The sequence below is a fragment of the Microbacterium oryzae genome (genome assembly GCF_030406385.1).
Lineage (GTDB): Bacteria > Actinomycetota > Actinomycetes > Actinomycetales > Microbacteriaceae > Microbacterium > Microbacterium oryzae_A.
In genome coordinates this window covers 492,445-509,671 of record NZ_JAUEPM010000001.1, presented here as the reverse complement: position 1 = coordinate 509,671, position 17,227 = coordinate 492,445, and the positions used below count along the sequence as shown (strand labels likewise).

The window sequence follows — 17,227 nt, the reverse complement described above, 5'->3', positions numbered from 1 at the left end:
GGGGGATGGCGTGAAGGACGAAGCGGCGGACGCGAGCGTCTACGTGCGCGAGCGCAGCAGGGACGGCCGGAAGGACCTCAGGTACCCGGCGGCTCCCGAGCGGCTCTCGGTGCCGGTCTACGACAACCACTGCCACCTCGAGATCGAGGACGGCGAGGAGCCGCTGTCGCTCGGCGAGCAGCTCGACCGCGCGAGCGCGGTGGGCATCGCCGGCGTCGTGCAGTCGTCGGGCGACATCGACTCGTCACGGTGGGCCGTCCACGCCGCGGAGTCCGATCCGCGCGTGCTCGCGGCCGTGGCCATCCACCCCAACGACGCGCCCACGTACGCCGAGCAGGGGCGGCTCGACGAGGCGATCGCCGTGATCGACGCGCTGGCAGCGCACCCCCGGGTGCGCGCCGTGGGGGAGACGGGGCTCGACTTCTTCCGCACCGGCGAGGCGGGGCGCCCGGCGCAGCTGGCGTCGTTCGAGGCGCACATCGCGATCGCGAAGCGGCACGACGTCGCGCTGCAGATCCATGACCGCGACGCGCATCGGGAGGTGCTCGACACCCTCCACCGGGTGGGAGCGCCCGAGCGGACCGTGTTCCACTGCTTCTCGGGCGACGAGGCTGTCGCGCGCGAGGCCAGCGAGGCCGGCTGCTGGCTCTCGTTCGCGGGCAATGTGACGTTCAAGAACGCGCAGAACCTCCGCGACGCGCTGCGGGTCACGCCGCGCGAGCGGATCCTCGTCGAGACCGATGCGCCGTTCCTCACGCCGACACCGCATCGCGGCCGACCGAACGCGCCGTATCTGGTGCCGGTCACCGTGCGCTTCATGGCCGCCGAGCTCGGCATCGAGCTGGACGAGCTGTGCGCGCAGCTGGCCGCCAACACCGTCGCCGTGTACGGGGAGTGGTCATGACCGTCCGGCTGCTGGGCGCGGGGGACATCCGCGAGCTCGCCGCGGAGCTCGACGTCACGCCGACGAAGAAGCTCGGGCAGAACTTCGTCGTCGACGCCAACACCGTCCGCCGCATCGTGCAGATCGCGCGCGTCCAGGCGGGAGAGCGCGTCGTCGAGGTCGGGCCCGGCCTCGGGTCGCTGACCCTGGCCATCCTCGAGACCGGCGCGCGGGTGACGGCCGTCGAGATCGACCACCGGCTCGCCGAACGGCTGCCGCGCACCGCGCAGGAGCGCGGGGTGCCCGACGGCGACCTCACCGTCGTCGACGCCGACGCGCTGCGGGTGACGGAGCTGCCGGGCGACCCGACCATCCTCGTCGCGAACCTCCCGTACAACGTGTCGGTGCCGGTGCTGCTGCACTTCCTCGAGACGTTCGCGCAGCTCGACCGCGGCGTCGTCATGGTCCAGTCGGAGGTGGGGGAGCGCCTCGCCGCCCCTCCCGGGAGCAAGGTCTACGGCGCGCCCAGCGTGAAGGCGGCCTGGTACGGCCTCTGGCGGCTCGCGGGCAACGTCTCGCGTCAGGTGTTCTGGCCGGTGCCGAACGTCGACAGCGTGCTCGTCGCGTTCGAGCGCGCGGCCGACGCCCGAGGCACCGAGGAGGAGCGGCGGCAGACCTTCCGCATCGTCGACCTCGCGTTCCAGCAGCGGCGCAAGATGCTGCGGCAGGCGCTGTCCGCGGAGCTCGGCGGCTCGGCGGCCGCGAGCGAGCTCCTCGAGCGGGCAGGCGTCGAGCCCACCGCCCGCGGCGAGTCGCTCGTGGTCGAGGACTTCCACCGCATCGCCCGCGAGATCGCCGCGACGAGAGCATCATGACCCTCGCCTCGTCGGAGCCCACCGTCCGCGTTCGCGCGCCGGGCAAGATCAACCTCTTCCTCGAGGTCGGCCCGCTGCAGGGCGACGGGTACCACCAGCTCGCGACGGCGTTCCAGGCGGTGTCGCTCTACGAGGACGTCGTGGCCACCGCGTCCGACGACTTCACGATGTCGGTCGCCGGGTCGATCGACGTGTCCGGCGTGCCGGTGAACGAGGCGAACCTCGCACTGCGCGCGGCTCGGCTCCTTGCGGCGGAGACCGGGTACCCGGGCGGTGTGCATCTCGACGTCTTCAAGGAGGTGCCGGTCGCGGGCGGCATGGGCGGCGGCTCGGCCGATGCCGCGGCCGCGCTCGTCGCCTGCGACACGCTGTGGGGCACCCGGCTCGGGTCGGCCGAGCTGCACCGGCTCGCCGCGCGGCTCGGCGCCGACGTGCCGTTCGCGCTGAAGGGCGGCACGGCGATCGGCACCGGGCGCGGCGACGAGCTCAGCCCCGCCCTCGCCCGCGGCCGGTTCGACTGGGTGCTCGTCGTGAACGAGGAGGGCCTGTCGACGCCCGAGGTGTACGCCGCGCTCGACCGGCACCGCGACCGCCACCGCCTCGACATCACCCCCGCGCGCACGCTGCCAGAGGTCGACGCCGGCGTGCTGCACGCGCTGCGGGCGGGCGACCCCGCGATGCTCGCGGAGGCGCTGCGCAACGACCTGCAGGCGGCGGCCCTCGGCCTGCGTCCCGATCTCGCGGAGACGCTGGAGCTGGGGGAGTCCTCCGGAGCCCTCGCCGGCCTCGTGTCCGGATCCGGCCCCACGGTCGCCTTCCTCGCGGCATCGCCGGAGGCGGCGGTCGAGCTGCACGACGTGCTCGACGCAGCCGGTCGCGATGTGCTCCTCGCACACGGCCCCGTGAAGGGCGCGCGGGTCATCGCCTGACCCGCGACCCCCGCGCGACCGTCAGACCACCTCGTCGTCGCTCAGCGCCTCGTGGATGCGCCGGAGGTCCTCGAGGAGCGATCCCACGAGAATCCATCGCATGCCGGACGGTGCGGAGACCATCAGCGGCGAGGTGAGCGCCGCCACCTCGTGCGGCGGTTCGCCCGCCGTCGCACGGTGGAGGCGCAGTCGCACGTCGTGGGCCGCCCGGCGCAGCTGAACGGAGATGTCCCGCACGGCGGGCTCCCTGCTGAGGTCATCGTCGTAGTGGTCGTAGAACGCGCGGGTCATCCCGATGATCTGCGTGACGATCGGCCCGAGGCGGTCGACGATCTCGCTGAGCCGCGCGAGGTCGTCGCGATGCCGACCGCCGCGCGGGTTGAGCGCGAGCGACTCCGATGCCGCCAGGATGGCCGCATCCGAGGCATCCCGCATGGGGCGCAGGAGCCGGGCGGTGAGCATGAGCTCCTCGAGCTCAGCACGCTCGCGCGTCGCCGACAGCGCGTCCGCCAGGCGCTCGAGCGCGCGAGCGACCTCCTCGCCCAGCGTGTCCACCGACTCGCGCGCGGGTGCGAGCGCGATCGGCGGCACCAGGACGATGTTCACGACGACGCCGATCGCGGCGCCGATCACGGTCTCGATCACCCGGTCGAGCGCGTAGTCCGGCGTCGACGGGCCGAGGACGAGCACGAGGAGCGCGCTGATGGCGACCTGATTCGCCGTTCCCGGGGTCATCCTCAGGAGCCATGCGAAGGCCATGGCCGCGATGATCGCGATGATGATGACCCAGGCCGCGTCGCCGAGCAGGATGGCGACGGCCGAGGCGATGACGACGCCGGCGATGACGCCGACGCTGCGTTCGACCGCCTTGGCGAGGGACTGGTTGAGACTCGGCTGCACGACCAGCAGCGCCGCGATGGCCGCGAACACCGGGGGCGGCCCCTCGGGGATGAGGGACCCCGCGATGAACCAGGCCGCGACCGTCGCGAGCGCGGACTTCGCGGCCTGCAGCGCGGGTGGGCGCCGCGGCGCGCGGATCGCAGCGGTCAGTCGCATGCGTCCACCGTATTCCCCTGCACGTGTCGGCCGGCCGAGCTGTCAAGCACCTGGCAGAAGTGGCGTCGGCCGGGTGGATGCAGTTGGCTGGTCTCGTGGGTATCGAGTTCCGGTCGGCGAGCAAGAGCTATCCCGGCGGCACGCGCGCTGTCGACGACTTCTCGCTGCGCATCCCCTCGCACACGACGACCGTGCTCGTCGGGTCTTCGGGGTGCGGCAAGACCACCCTTCTGCGCATGGTGAACCGGATGGTCGAGCCCACCGGGGGCGCGGTCCTCATCGACGACGAGGACGTGCGCACGCGCGACGCCGTGCAGCTGCGGCGGAGCATCGGGTACGTCATGCAGAACGGCGGGCTCCTGCCGCACCTGCGCGTGGTCGACAACGTCGCCACGGTCCCCGTCCTGCAGGGCACCCCGCGACGGCGGGCCCGCGAGCGCGCACGCGAGCTCCTCGAGGTCGTCGGCCTCGACGCCTCGTTCGCCGAGCGCTACCCCGGTCAGCTCTCCGGCGGCCAGCAGCAGCGCGTGGGAGTGGCCAGAGCGCTCGCCGCCGAACCCAACATCCTCCTCATGGACGAGCCGTTCGGCGCGGTCGACCCGATCGTGCGCGCGGAGCTGCAGCGCGAGCTCATCCGGCTCCAGCAGGAGCTGGGCAAGACCATCCTGTTCGTCACGCACGACATCGACGAGGCCTTCCTCCTCGGCGACCACGTCGTCATCCTCGATCACGGGGCGCGCGTCGTGCAGCAGGGGTCTCCCGCCGAGATCCTCGCCGAGCCCGCGGACGACTTCGTCCGCGCGTTCGTCGGCATCGGCGGCGGTCGACGGGAGCTCACGCTGCGCGAGACGGACGGCGGCACGGTCGTCGTCGACGGCACCGGACGCGTGCAGGGCGTGCTGAAGGACGCCACCGGATGACCTGGGTCGCCGACAACATCGGCCTCATCCTGCAGCTGACCGCCGAGCACCTGCGTCAGAGCGCGCCGCCCATCCTGTGGGGGCTCCTCCTCGCGCTGCCACTCGGCTGGCTCGCACACCGCAGCCGGGTGCTCCGCACGCCCATCGTCGTGACGACGGGCCTGCTCTACACGCTGCCGTCGCTCGCGCTGCTGCCGATCCTGCCCGTCGTCTTCGGCTTCAGCGCGCTCAGCGAGGCGAATCTCGTCGTCGCGCTCACGATCTACGCCGTCGCCATCCTCGTCCGCTCGGTGGTCGACGGGCTGGAGTCCGTGGACGACGACACCCGCCGCGCGGCGGTCGCCCTCGGCTACGGGTCCGCTCGGCGCTTCCTCGCCGTGGAGCTCCCCCTTGCGGGCCCCGTCATCCTGGCGGGACTCCGCGTGGCGGCCGTCAGCACCATCTCGCTCGCGACCGTCGGCATCCTCATCGGAGTCACCAACCTCGGCTACCTCTTCACCAACGGGTTCCAACGGCGCATCGTGCCGGAGATCCTCGCCGGCGTCGTCGCGGTGGCGGTCGTCGCGCTCATCGTGGATCTCGTGCTCCAGATCCTCGGCCGACTGCTCATGCCGTGGACGCGGACCACGCTGCCGGTGCAGGCGGGGGCGCCCGCGTGAACCTCCTCCTCGAGGCGCTCGCATGGCTCGCGTCACCCGAGCGGCTGACCGGCGGCCACCCTCTGCCGCAGGCGTTCGCCGAGCACCTCGCGCTCACCTTCGGCTCCGTCGCGATCGCGGCGCTCATCGCCGTCCCCGCCGGCTGGCTCATCGGCCACACCGGGCGCGGGCGCGGCATCGCGGTGGCGCTGGCGGGAGCCGCGCGCGCCGTGCCGTCGTTCGGACTCATCCTGCTGCTCGTCCTCCTCGTGGGCGTCCTGCACAAGGTCGAGGCCGCGGTCATCGCGTTCGTGCTGCTGTCGATCCCGTCCATCCTCGCGGGCGCATACGCCGGCTTCGAGGCGATCGATCGACGCACCGTCGACGCGGCGCGCGCCACCGGCATGAGCGAGGCGCAGATCCTGTGGCGCGTGGAGGCGCGGCTGGGCCTGCCGCTCCTCGTCGGCGGCATCCGGGCCGCCGTGCTGCAGGTGGTGGCGACGGCCACGCTCGCCGCCTGGGTGAACGTGGGCGGGCTGGGGTTCGACATCCTGCAGGGCATCCAGCTGCGCCGGTTCGACCAGGTGCTCGGCGGCGCCATCGCGGTGGCCGTGCTCGCCCTCATCCTCGACGCGGCCTTCGCGCTCCTGCAGCGACGAGCCATCCCGGCGGGTATCCTCGCGTCCACATCCCGCCGCCCCCGACGCGCGTCGCGCACACGACGCTCCACCGAGAAGGAAGCACTCACGACATGAAGCACAGCACCCGGTCGGTCCTCGCGGCCGCCTTCGCCTCCGTCGCCGTCCTCGCGCTCGCGGGGTGCGGGTCGTCGGATCCCCTCGAGGACGACGCCCCCGCCGCCGAGGAGACCGGCTCTGCGAGCGACGCGATCGTCGTGGGCTCGCAGGCGTACTACTCCAACGAGATCATCGCCGAGATCTACGCGCAGGCCCTCGAGGGTGCCGGCTACGAGGTGGAGCGCAGCTTCAACATCGGGCAGCGCGACGCGTACCTGCCGTCGCTCGAGAACGGCGAGATCGATCTGTTCCCGGAGTACAGCGGCAGCCTCCTGCAGCAGGCGTACGACCCGGAGACCGAGGCGCGCACCGCCGACGACGTCTACGCGGCGCTCGTCGAGGCGCTGCCGGAGGGGCTCACCGCTCTCGAGCAGTCCACCGCCTCCGACCAGGACTCGTACACCGTCACGGCGGCCTTCGCGGAGGAGAACGATCTCCAGGCGATCGGCGACCTCGCCGACGTCGACACGCCGCTCACGCTGGGCGGGCCCGCTGAGCTCGAGGAGCGCCCGTACGGGCCGGATGGCGTGAAGGACGTCTACGGCGTCGACGTCGCGTTCTCGGCGACCGGCGACACGACCGTCGAGGAGCTGGCGGCGGGGACGATCCAGGTGGGCAACGTCTTCACCGCCGACCCGCGCATCGAGACGGAGGACCTCGTCCCGCTCGACGACCCCGAGGGACTGTTCCTCGCGGCCAACGTCGTGCCGATCGCCTCGACGGACGTCGCGGACGAGATCGCCGAGGTCATCGACCCGGTGAGCGCAGCGCTCACTCCCGAGGGACTGGTGAGCCTGAACGTGCAGAGCACCGAGGAGCAGCGCTCGCCCGAGGACATCGCCGCCGACTGGCTGGCCGAGAACGGCCTCGCCTGACCCGCCCGTCTCGACGGCGCTCCGCCCTCTGGGCCGGGGCGCCGTCGTCGTCCGGATGGCCTCGTCACGGCTGACCGGGCATACTGAGTGGGCGATGTGACCGTGCGCATCGCCCCGACAGTGAGGACGAGACGGCAGTGGCGAAGGCGACGGAGCGGCCGAGGATGCCCAGCATCCGCGATGTCGCGCGCCTGGCCGGCGTCTCGCATCAGACGGTCTCCCGGGTGCTCAACGACCATCCCAGCATCCGCGCCGAGACGAAGCAGCGCGTGCTCGACGCCATCCGGCAGCTCGACTACCGCCCCAACGCCGCGGCCCGCGCGCTCGTCACGAGCAAGCTCAACCTCATCGGGATCCTGTCCGCGTCGGTCGGGGAGTTCGGACCCACCGCCTCGATCGCCGCGATCGAGGAGGCCGCGCGCAGCGAGGGCTACTCGGCGACCACGCTGAATCTTCCCGACACGTCACCCGAGGCGATCGGCGCCGCTGTGCGCCAGCTGCTGCGCGAGCAGGTCGACGGGATCGTCGTGATCGCACCCCAGGTGCGCGTCTTCCACGTCCTGCGCGGAATGGCCATCGACGTCCCGTTCGTGAGCCTGCAGACCTCGTCGGGGCAGGGGAGCGACAGCATCGCCGCCGATCAGCTGGAAGGAGCGCGGCTGGCGACCCAGCACCTCGTCGAGCTCGGCCACGCCGACATCCTCCACCTCTCCGGACCCCAGGACTGGATCGAGGCGGACTCGCGCATGCGCGGCTATCTGCAGGCGCTGCGCGATGCGGATCTGCCGACCATCCCGCCGATCCGCGGAGACTGGACCGCCGACTTCGGCCATTATGCGGGCCGCGAGCTCGCCCGGCGGCAGGATTTCACGGCGATCTTCGCCGCGAACGACCTCATGGCGATCGGCCTCATGCACGGCTTCCGCGATGCCGGCGTCGACGTGCCGGGCGATGTCAGCGTGGTGGGCTTCGATGACATTCCGGTAGCGGCACACGTCTGGCCCCCGCTGACCACCGTGCACATCGATTTCGCCGAACTGGGGCGCCGTGCCATCGCGCGCCTGCTCGCCGCACTGCGCGGAGCGGACGACGACGTTTCGCAACGGGAGGCGCCCGCCCTCATCGTGCGCGATTCCGCGGCGAGACGCCGTTAGCGGAATGTGACACGGTGTCGGCTTGACACCCGGGCTGGCGCGGGTGCACGATGAGACGCGATGTGAACGGTCACACGAGTGAAGTGAGACCGCGACGAGGCAGTCCCGGCATTTCCCGACCATGACTCCTCGTCGTGCATCCCTCCGCTGGGGCGGAGGAGCCAAGTCCTGGATTCAGAGGAGAAACCCGTGAAGAAGCACCTTCTGCTCGTCGGCATCGTCGCCGTCGGCGGCCTGGCACTCGCCGGCTGCAGCGGCGACCGCACCGGAGGCGGCGGCGCCCCCGAGGAGGGCGGCGAGGTCGACACCAGCTCGATGACCATCGGCGTCGCGATGCCGACCCAGCAGTCCGAGCGCTGGATCGCCGACGGCGACAACGTCAAGGCGACCCTGGAGGAGATGGGCTACCAGGTCGACCTCCAGTACGCGAACGACGACATCCCCACGCAGGTCTCGCAGATCGAGAACATGATCTCGAGCGGGGCGAACGCCCTCATCGTGGCCTCGATCGACGGCACCACCCTGACCGACGTGCTGCAGACGGCCGCCGACCAGGACATTCCCGTCATCGCATACGACCGTCTCATCAACGGCACCGAGAACGTCGACTACTACACGACGTTCGACAACTACCAGGTCGGCGTGCAGCAGGCGACGAGCCTCCTCACCGGCCTCGGCGTGCTCGACGAGAACGGCGAGGAGACCGGCGAGACGGGCCCGTACAACGTCGAGCTGTTCGCCGGCAGCCCCGACGACAACAACGCGACGTTCTTCTGGAACGGCGCGATCGACACCCTGCAGCCCTTCATGGACTCGGGTGTCCTCGAGGTGCCCTCGGGCCAGACCGACTTCGACCAGGCCGCGATCCTCCGCTGGCTGCCGGAGACGGCCCAGGAGCGCATGGAGAACATCCTCACGATCATCGGCGACACCAAGCTCGACGGCGTGCTCTCGCCCTACGACGGCCTCTCGATCGGCATCATCTCCGCTCTCACCAGCGGCGGCTACTCGGCTGACGACCTTCCCGTCGTCACGGGTCAGGACGCCGAGGTCGGCAGCGTGAAGTCGATCCTCGCCGGAGAGCAGTACTCGACCATCTTCAAGGACACCCGCCTCCTGGGTGAGACGGCGGCCGACATGGTCGACGCGCTCATGCACGGCGAGGAGCCCGAGGTCAACGACGAGGAGACCTACGACAACGGCGTGAAGGTCGTGCCGTCGTACCTCCACGAGTCGACCATCGTCACCGCCGACAACTACGAGGAGCTGCTCGTGGACAGCGGCTACTACGAGGCCGACGAGCTCAAGTAGCAGGACCAGCGAGCCCGCCGCCGCCCCCGGGCGCGGCGGGCTCGCGTCCGCCATGATCCATCATCCTCACAGCGAGAGAGCGAACCTGTGAACACCATCCTCGAGATGCGCGACATCACCAAGGAGTTCCCGGGCGTCAAGGCACTGCAGAACGTGACGCTCGAGGTCGAGCGCGGCACCGTCCACGCCATCTGCGGCGAGAACGGGGCCGGGAAGTCGACCCTCATGAAGGTGCTGTCGGGCGTCTACCCGCATGGCACCTATGACGGCGAGATCGTGCTGGAGGGCGAGACCGCGGAGTTCCGCGATATCCGCGACTCCGAGCGCGCGGGCGTCGTCATCATCCATCAGGAGCTCGCGCTGAGCCCCTACCTCTCCATCGCCGAGAACATCTTCCTCGGCAACGAGCGGCAGAAGAGCGGCTTCATCGACTGGCACGAGACGAACGTGGAGGCGCAGAAGCTTCTCGCCCGCGTCGGCCTCGGCGACAACCCCGCCACGCCCGTCAACGAGATCGGCGTCGGCAAGCAGCAGCTCGTGGAGATCGCCAAGGCGCTCTCCAAGCGCGTGAAGCTGCTCATCCTCGACGAGCCGACCGCGGCGCTGAACGACGAGGACTCCGCTCACCTGCTCGACCTGATCCGGCACCTCAAGGGCCAGGGGATCACGTCGATCATCATCAGTCACAAGCTCAACGAGATCAAGGCGATCGCTGACCGGGTGACGATCATCCGAGATGGCCGCACGATCGAGACCCTCGAGCTCGCCGCCGACGAGGTGTCGGAGAACCGCATCATCAAGGGCATGGTCGGCCGCGATCTCGAGAACCGGTACCCCGACCGCACGGTCGACATCGGCGAGGAGGTCTTCCGCGTCGAGGACTGGTGGGTCGGCCATCCGACCGAGCCCGGTCGCACCGTCATCCACGGCGCGAACCTCAGCGTGCGGGCCGGCGAGGTCGTCGGCATCGCCGGCCTCATGGGCGCGGGCCGCACCGAGCTCGGCATGAGCATCTTCGGTCGTTCCTACGGGGCGAACATCTCCGGCCGCGTGCTCGTGCGCGGCAAGGAGGTCAACACGAAGACGGTGTCCGACGCCATCGAAGCGGGCATCGCGTACGCGACGGAGGACCGCAAGGTCTTCGGGCTCAACCTCATCGAGGACATCAAGCGGAACATCTCGCTGGCCTCCCTCGGCAAGCTCGCCCGGCGCGGCTGGGTGAATGCGGAGGAGGAGTACGTCGTCGCGGAGCGCTACCGCAAGAGCATGAACATCAAGGCGCCGTCGGTCGCCTCGGTCGTCGGGAAGCTCTCGGGAGGGAACCAGCAGAAGGTCGTCCTCTCGAAGTGGCTGTTCTCCGACCCCGAGGTGCTCATCCTCGACGAGCCCACGCGCGGCATCGACGTCGGCGCGAAGTACGAGATCTACTCCCTCATCAACGAGCTGGCGGCGCAGGGCAAGGCCATCATCGTCATCTCGTCCGAGCTGCCCGAGCTGCTCGGCATCAGCGATCGCGTCTACGCGATCTCCGAGGGACACATCACCGGCGAGCTGCCCATCGAGAAGGCGACACCCGAGTCGCTCATGCAGCTCATGACCAAGGAGAAGGAAGCCGACCATGTCCTCAGCTAGCGCCACCGCCTCGCCCGCGCGCGGTGCGATCGCGTTCCTGACCTCACGGCTCCGGCAGATCGGCATCTTCATCGCGCTCATCGCGATCGTGCTGTTCTTCCAGATCGTGACGAGCGGTCGCCTGCTGACCGCCGGCAACGTCTCGAACATCATCGTCCAGAACAGCTACATCCTCATCCTCGCCATCGGCATGGTGATGATCATCATCGCCGGTCACATCGACCTGTCGGTGGGATCGGTCGCCGCGTTCGTCGGCGCGGTCTCCGGTGTGATGATCGTGCACTGGGGATGGCCGTGGTGGGCAGGCATCATCGTGTCGCTGCTCATCGGCGCGGTGGTGGGAGCCTGGCAGGGCTTCTGGGTCGCCTTCGTGGGGATCCCGGCGTTCATCGTGACGCTGGCCGGCATGCTCCTCTTCCGCGGTCTCACGCAGATCGTGCTGGGGAACACGCAGATCACGCCGTTCCCGACCGAGTACCGCCAGCTCGGCGGCGGCTACCTCTTCCCGCAGCTCTTCCCCGCGTCGAGCTCGCCGGCGGAGTGGATCACCGTCGGCCTCGGCGTCCTCGCGCTGCTGCTCTACATCGGCAGCTCGCTGCGCGAGCGCGGCAAGCGCGTGAAGCTCGGCCTCGAGAGCGAGCCGGCGTCTTGGTTCTACACGAAGCTCATCTTCATCTCGGCGCTCATCGCCTACATGACGTACCTGCTGGGCGTGGCGCCCGGCTCGCGCGGCACGCCGATCGTGCTCATCGTGCTCGCGGTGCTCATCCTCGCATACTCGCTCGTCATGAGCCGGTCGGTGTTCGGCCGTCACGTCTACGCGATCGGCGGCAACCGCCACGCGGCCGACCTGTCGGGCATCAAGTCGAAGAAGGTGGACTTCTACCTCTTCGTCAACATGGGTGTGCTGGCGGCGCTGGCCGGCCTCGTGTTCACCGGCCGCCTCAACTCCGCCGGCCCCGGCGCCGGAAACCTGTTCGAGCTCGACGCCATCGCGGCGGCGTTCATCGGCGGTGCCGCGGTGCAGGGCGGCGTCGGCACCGTGATCGGTGCCATCACCGGTGGTCTCATCATGGGTGTCCTGAACAACGGCATGTCGCTCCTCGGCATCGGAACCGACTACCAGCAGTTCATCAAGGGCCTCGTGCTGCTGCTGGCCGTCGCGTTCGATGTCTGGAACAAGCGACGCACGCGCGCCAGCTGACGACCTTCCGCGTCGGCGCATGAAGGCCGGGACATCCTCGTGATGTCCCGGCCTTTCGCTGTTGCCCACGGCGGGCTCGGCGCGCATACTGTGCGTGGATCGTCGACGACGACGGTTCACGGAGACCGGACGCACGGGGGTCGCCCGGGATGGATCGGCCTCGCGAAGGAGCGGGGCCGGGAATCGGAGTGACCCATGCGCAAGATCCCCGCGCTCGTCGCGCTCGTCGCGGCCGCAGCGCTCGCCCTCTCGTCGTCCGCCGCGGCGTCGGCGACCGGCGTCGCGTCCAAGAAGGCGCCCGCACCCCGGGTGTGGTCGACCGAGGTGGGCGCGCCCTTCAGCCTCGCCGTCGACGGCAAGCGCGTCCTCGTCGCCGATGGCGGCACCGGCGCGATCAGCCAGCTGCAGCGCGACGGCTCGCTCGAGCCGCTCGTGGAAGGCGTGCCGGACCTCGCGGGCCTCGCCGTCCGGGGCGGATGGATGGCGTACGGCTCGACCGTCGTGGACGAGGCCAGCGGCACGCACACCGCGGCGGGACTGAACATCCGCTCGCCACGCGGCGACACGGTCTACGCCGACATCCTCGGATACGAGGAGTCGAACAACCCCGACGGCGCCGTGCACTACGGAGTGGAGAACCCGTCCGCCTGCGTCGCGGAGGCGTTCAACGCCGCGGGCTTCCCGGTCGACTACACCGGGATCGTCGACGCGCATCCGTACAGCGTCGCGAGCTGGCACGGGAAGTGGCTGGTGGCCGACGCCGGCTCCAACGCCATCTACACCGTGACCGACTCCGGGCGCGTGAGCACGCTCGCCGTGCTGCCCGCGCAGTCCGCCACCATCACGGCGGAGGCCGCGGCGATGTTCGGGATGCCGGATTGCGTGATCGGCGTGAGCTACGCGTTCGAGGCGGTCCCCACATCCGTCACGATCGGGCGGAACGACGCGATCCTCGTCTCGACGCTGCCCGGCGGTCCTGAGGACTCCTCGCTCGGCGCTCGGGGCGCGGTCTGGGAAGTCAACCCGCGGACGGGAGCGGTGAAGAGCGTCGCCTCGGGCCTCGCGGCGCCGACGAGCATCGCCGCCGGGAAGGACGCCGTCTACGTGGCGGAGTTCGGCGCGGGTCGCATCTCGAAGGTGCGCGACGGCGAGGTCTCCCAGGTGGTCTCGCTGCCGGGAGCGCTGTCCGTGGCGACCGGGTCGGATGGCACGCTCTGGGCAGCGACGATGGCGAGCGAGAGCGGCTCGGGGTCGATCGTCAGCATCTCCGGCGGCAAGGTGAAGGTGCAGGGTCACTGGCACGACGGCGGGCACCGCGACCGCGGCAACGGCGGCGGGCACCGGTAGCTGCGCGTTCACCCTCCTGCGGGGCTTCCTCCCTCTCCGGGGGGAGCCCCGCTTCCTGTGAGGTGCGTCGCCTACCCTGGTAGGGACATGGCGCATCTTCTCGGGGCCGAGGCCCTTCATCTCGAGTTCCCCACCCGCATCGTCTTCGACTCCGTCACGCTCGGCGTGAACGAGGGCGACCGCATCGGCATCGTCGGCCGCAACGGCGACGGCAAGTCGAGCCTCCTCGCGATGCTCGCCGGCCGCCGCGAGCCTGACAGTGGGCGCGTCACCGTGCGCGGCGGCGTGACCGTCGGCGTGCTCGACCAGGCCGACACCCTCGACGACGACGACACCATCGCGGGCGCCGTCGTGGGCGACACTCCCGAACACGAGTGGGCGGGCGACCCCAAGGTGCGCGACGTCATCGCCGGTCTCCTGGGCGAGCTGCCGTGGGAGGCGCGCCTCGGCGAGCTCTCGGGCGGCCAGCGCCGTCGCGTCGCGCTCGCCCGTCTCCTCTCCGGCGATTGGGACATCCTCGCCCTCGACGAGCCGACCAACCACCTCGACGTCGAGGCGATCGCATGGCTCGCCGCTCACCTCAAGAAGCGCTGGTCGGCGTCCAGCGGCGGCCTGCTCGTCGTGACGCACGACCGGTGGTTCCTCGACGAGGTCTGCACGGCCACATGGGAGGTGCACGATCGCATCGTCGAGCCCTTCGAGGGCGGCTACGCGGCGTACATCCTGCAGCGCGTGGAGCGCGACCGGCAGGCCGCGGCTGTCGAGCAGCGTCGCCAGAACCTCGCGCGCAAGGAGCTGGCTTGGCTGCGCCGCGGCGCACCTGCACGCACCTCGAAGCCGAAGTTCCGCATCGACGCCGCCAACGAGCTCATCGCCGACGTCCCCGACGTCCGCGACAAGGTGGCGCTGCAGTCGCTCGCCGTCTCCCGCCTCGGCAAGGACGTCGTCGACCTCCTCGACGCCTCCGTATCGTACGGCGACCGGGAGGTCCTCCGTCGCGTGGAGTGGCGCATCGCACCGGGCGAGCGCACGGGCATCCTCGGGGTGAACGGGGCAGGCAAGTCGACCCTCCTCGGCCTCGTCTCGGGAACGGTCGAACCGACATCCGGCCGCGTGAAGCGCGGCAAGACCGTGAAGGTCGCCACGCTCACGCAGCGGATGGACGAGCTCGACCAGTACATGCAGGATCCCGTGCGGGTGGTCATCTCGAACCTCCGCACGAGCTACACGATCGGCGCGGGTTCGAAGGCACAGGAGCTGACACCCGGGCAGCTGCTCGAGCGGATGGGCTTCTCGTCCGTGCAGCTGTCGACGCAGGTGAAGGATCTGTCGGGCGGGCAGAAGCGCCGCCTGCAGCTGCTGCTGATCCTCCTGGATCAGCCGAACGTGCTGATCCTCGACGAGCCGACCAACGACCTCGACACCGACATGCTCGCCGCGATGGAGGACCTGCTCGACTCGTGGGCGGGCACGCTGCTCGTCGTCTCGCACGACCGGTACTTCCTCGAGCGCGTCACCGACCAGCAGTACGCCGTGCTCGAGGGGCGGCTGCGCCATCTGCCCGGCGGCGTCGACGAGTACCTGAAGCTCCGCGGGGCGCAGGATGGCGCGCGCGAGACGAAGACGGCCGCTCCCGTCGCGACATCCGGGCTCTCCGGCGCCGAGTTGCGAGCCGCGCAGAAGGAGCTCGCGGCCGCCGAGCGGAAGCTCGAGAAGCTGGCGGGCGACATCAAGAAGGTGCACGACCGGATGGCCGCCCACGATCAGGGCGACTACGAGGGCCTCGGTGCGCTGTCGGCGGAGATCCGCGCGCTGCAGGAGCAGACGGATCAGGTCGAGGAGCGCTGGCTGGAGCTCTCCGAGCAGATCGGCTGATCGGGCGCTCCGGGTGGCGGCTCATCCGTCGATGAGCGCCCGCCGGGTGAGATGCCCCGTCCGGAGCGACGGCTCCTGGATCGTCTTCCCGTTCGAATGTCGGTGGTCCGCTCGATGATGTGGGTATGAGATCCAACGAGGCTGCTGGACGGCGTCGTGGCGACACGACGCGCGGTGGCCGTGCTGGAGGCGCGGCAGGTGGAGCTGGTCGCGCAGCTGGGGGAGATCGCGTTCCGGCAGTACGAGCGGGAGGTCGCCGCCGCCGGGGGAGTGCACGGCGAGACATGGGTGTTCCGGTCGATGGCTGAGGAGCTCGCGGCGGCGGTGGGGTGCACGCGGGGGAAGGCGGAGCGCGACCTCGCCGATGCTGAGGCGCTGATGGGGTCGTTTCCGACGGTGTTCGCGGCGGTGGAGGCGGGGGAGGTGACGCTGCCCCAGGCGCATCTCATCATCGAGCACGGGACGGGCCTGAATGACGCCGCCCGACCGGTGTACGAGCGGGTGGTGCTGGACAAGCTCGCGGCGCAGCCGTTGTCGCAACCGCAGCTGGGGCAGATGGCGGAGTCCGTGGCGCAAGAGCTGCACCCGGTGCCGTTGCCGGTGCGGTTCGCGAGCGAGCACGCGAAGCGGTCGGTCGTGGTGCGGCGGGGCCGCGACGGGATGGCGCATGTCGACATCTACATGTCGCTTCTGCAGGCGGCGGGCGTGCTGGACCGGGTGCAGCAGCTGGCGCAGGCGGTGAAGGATGCCGCCGGCCCAGATGGGGACGATATCCGCACGGCCGCGCAGCGGCAGGCGGACGTCGCGGCGGATCTGCTCCTGGCCGGGGCGCCCACGGCCGGTCCGCACGGCGTCCCGACCGGGACGGCGGGTATCCGCGGCACGGTGCAGGTCACCATCCCCGCGCGGACCCTCACCGCTGAGACGCAGAACCCCGACGGTGCACGCGAAGGTGAATGCGACGATGATCCTGGTGAGGGCGAGGAAGCGCCGACGCCGTCCGCCGAGGAGCTCGACCTCGATGGCTTCGAGGACGACCCGGGCGAGGAGTGGTCGGGCGAGGAGTGGTCCGGCGATGATGTGGATCGGGAGACCAGCGCGCCGCCCGACTCTGCCGAGGCGGATCCGGAGCCGCCGCCGGGATCGCCGCCCGAGCCGGAGCCGCCATCCGATGAGGAGCTGCGGCGTCGAGCGAAGACCCGAGCGGCGCATTCCGGTGCGGCGACGCTGTGCGGGCACGGGGTGATCCCGGCGATCCAGGCCTGCGAGCTCGCAGCGGTCGCCACAGCGTGGGTGCGGCTGTTCCAGGACGCGCACACCGGAGCGCTGCTGACGGCGGACCTGCGATTTCCGACTGCCGCGCAACGAAGGTTCCTCAGAGCCCGCGACGAGCACTGCCGGTTCCCCGGGTGCCGCCGTCCGATCCGCAAACGCGTCTCGGACGCCGACCACACGGTCGACCACGCTCTGGGCGGCCCGACCTGCGTGTGCAACCTCGCCTACCTCTGCGAAGGTCATCACACGTTGAAGCACCGCTCCGCCTGGACCGTCGAGCAGGAGCCCGGCGGCATCCTCGAATGGACATCCCCCGCCGGACGGTGCTACGAGAACGTGCCCGCACCGATGGTCCGCTTCCTCCCCGACGAAGACGATACGAGGAACGCCGAGGGCCGCAAGGAAGTGTCTCAGGAGCCCATAGGGCCGTTCCCCTTCTGACCCACGTCGCGCGGC

At 70.6% G+C, this 17,227-nt stretch carries 15 protein-coding genes; 14 read left to right on the top strand and 1 reads right to left on the bottom strand.

Features of this window, described 5'->3' with window-relative positions; all coding sequences use genetic code 11:
• The first annotated feature begins 10 nt into the window (after nt 1–10).
• From QWJ90_RS02625 to QWJ90_RS02615, 3 genes are read left to right on the top strand one after another with little or no spacing between them, the layout of a single operon-like run.
• Nucleotides 11–904 (top strand): TatD family hydrolase, encoded by an 894-nt coding sequence (locus tag QWJ90_RS02625; protein ID WP_290106036.1) that lies wholly within the window; start codon nt 11–13, stop codon nt 902–904.
• Complete coding sequence (gene rsmA / locus QWJ90_RS02620) at nt 901–1,758, top strand: 16S rRNA (adenine(1518)-N(6)/adenine(1519)-N(6))-dimethyltransferase RsmA (protein WP_290106035.1); 858 nt, start codon at nt 901–903, stop codon at nt 1,756–1,758. The genes QWJ90_RS02625 and rsmA overlap by 4 nt, the downstream gene beginning before the upstream one ends.
• Nucleotides 1,755–2,687 (top strand): 4-(cytidine 5'-diphospho)-2-C-methyl-D-erythritol kinase, encoded by a 933-nt coding sequence (locus QWJ90_RS02615; RefSeq protein ID WP_290106034.1) that lies wholly within the window; start codon nt 1,755–1,757, stop codon nt 2,685–2,687. The genes rsmA and QWJ90_RS02615 overlap by 4 nt, the downstream gene beginning before the upstream one ends.
• Before the next feature lie 21 nt (nt 2,688–2,708).
• Here QWJ90_RS02615 and QWJ90_RS02610 read toward each other — a convergent pair whose 3' ends face one another.
• Complete coding sequence (locus QWJ90_RS02610) at nt 2,709–3,743, bottom strand: FUSC family protein (protein WP_290106033.1); 1,035 nt, start codon at nt 3,741–3,743, stop codon at nt 2,709–2,711.
• A 95-nt stretch (nt 3,744–3,838) separates the two neighbouring features.
• Here QWJ90_RS02610 and QWJ90_RS02605 point away from each other — a divergent pair, with 95 nt between their 5' ends.
• From QWJ90_RS02605 to QWJ90_RS02555, 11 genes are all read left to right on the top strand, one after another.
• Nucleotides 3,839–4,663, top strand: a complete 825-nt coding sequence (locus QWJ90_RS02605) for an ABC transporter ATP-binding protein (RefSeq protein WP_290106032.1) — start codon at nt 3,839–3,841, stop codon at nt 4,661–4,663.
• Complete coding sequence (locus tag QWJ90_RS02600) at nt 4,660–5,322, top strand: ABC transporter permease (RefSeq protein WP_290106031.1); 663 nt, start codon at nt 4,660–4,662, stop codon at nt 5,320–5,322. The genes QWJ90_RS02605 and QWJ90_RS02600 overlap by 4 nt, the downstream gene beginning before the upstream one ends.
• Complete coding sequence (locus tag QWJ90_RS02595) at nt 5,319–6,056, top strand: ABC transporter permease (RefSeq protein WP_290106030.1); 738 nt, start codon at nt 5,319–5,321, stop codon at nt 6,054–6,056. The genes QWJ90_RS02600 and QWJ90_RS02595 overlap by 4 nt, the downstream gene beginning before the upstream one ends.
• Nucleotides 6,053–6,973, top strand: coding sequence for an ABC transporter substrate-binding protein (locus QWJ90_RS02590; protein WP_290106029.1), 921 nt, complete (start codon nt 6,053–6,055; stop codon nt 6,971–6,973). Before QWJ90_RS02595 ends, QWJ90_RS02590 begins: the two co-directional genes overlap by 4 nt.
• A 164-nt stretch (nt 6,974–7,137) precedes the next feature.
• The gene (locus tag QWJ90_RS02585; RefSeq protein WP_290106028.1) at nt 7,138–8,127 is read left to right on the top strand and encodes a LacI family DNA-binding transcriptional regulator; all 990 of its coding nucleotides are present in this window, start codon (nt 7,138–7,140) and stop codon (nt 8,125–8,127) included.
• Nucleotides 8,128–8,316: 189 nt separating this feature from the next.
• On the top strand, nt 8,317–9,438 hold the full coding sequence (gene chvE, locus QWJ90_RS02580) for a multiple monosaccharide ABC transporter substrate-binding protein (RefSeq protein ID WP_290106027.1): 1,122 nt from the start codon (nt 8,317–8,319) through the stop codon (nt 9,436–9,438).
• A 105-nt stretch (nt 9,439–9,543) separates the two neighbouring features.
• A complete protein-coding gene (gene mmsA / locus QWJ90_RS02575; protein ID WP_290106352.1) occupies nt 9,544–11,070 on the top strand; it encodes a multiple monosaccharide ABC transporter ATP-binding protein in 1,527 nt (508 codons plus the stop codon).
• Entirely contained in the window at nt 11,057–12,274 is a 1,218-nt protein-coding gene (gene mmsB / locus QWJ90_RS02570; RefSeq protein ID WP_290106026.1) for a multiple monosaccharide ABC transporter permease, read from the top strand. Before mmsA ends, mmsB begins: the two co-directional genes overlap by 14 nt.
• A 195-nt stretch (nt 12,275–12,469) precedes the next feature.
• Entirely contained in the window at nt 12,470–13,621 is a 1,152-nt protein-coding gene (locus QWJ90_RS02565) for a ScyD/ScyE family protein (RefSeq protein WP_290106024.1), read from the top strand.
• Nucleotides 13,622–13,708: 87 nt separating this feature from the next.
• Entirely contained in the window at nt 13,709–15,496 is a 1,788-nt protein-coding gene (locus QWJ90_RS02560) for an ABC-F family ATP-binding cassette domain-containing protein (protein ID WP_290106023.1), read from the top strand.
• A 156-nt stretch (nt 15,497–15,652) separates the two neighbouring features.
• Nucleotides 15,653–17,212 carry an HNH endonuclease gene (locus QWJ90_RS02555; RefSeq protein WP_290106022.1) on the top strand — a complete coding sequence of 520 codons (1,560 nt, stop codon included), beginning with the start codon at nt 15,653–15,655 and terminating at the stop codon, nt 17,210–17,212.
• The last annotated feature ends 15 nt before the right edge of the window (nt 17,213–17,227 follow it).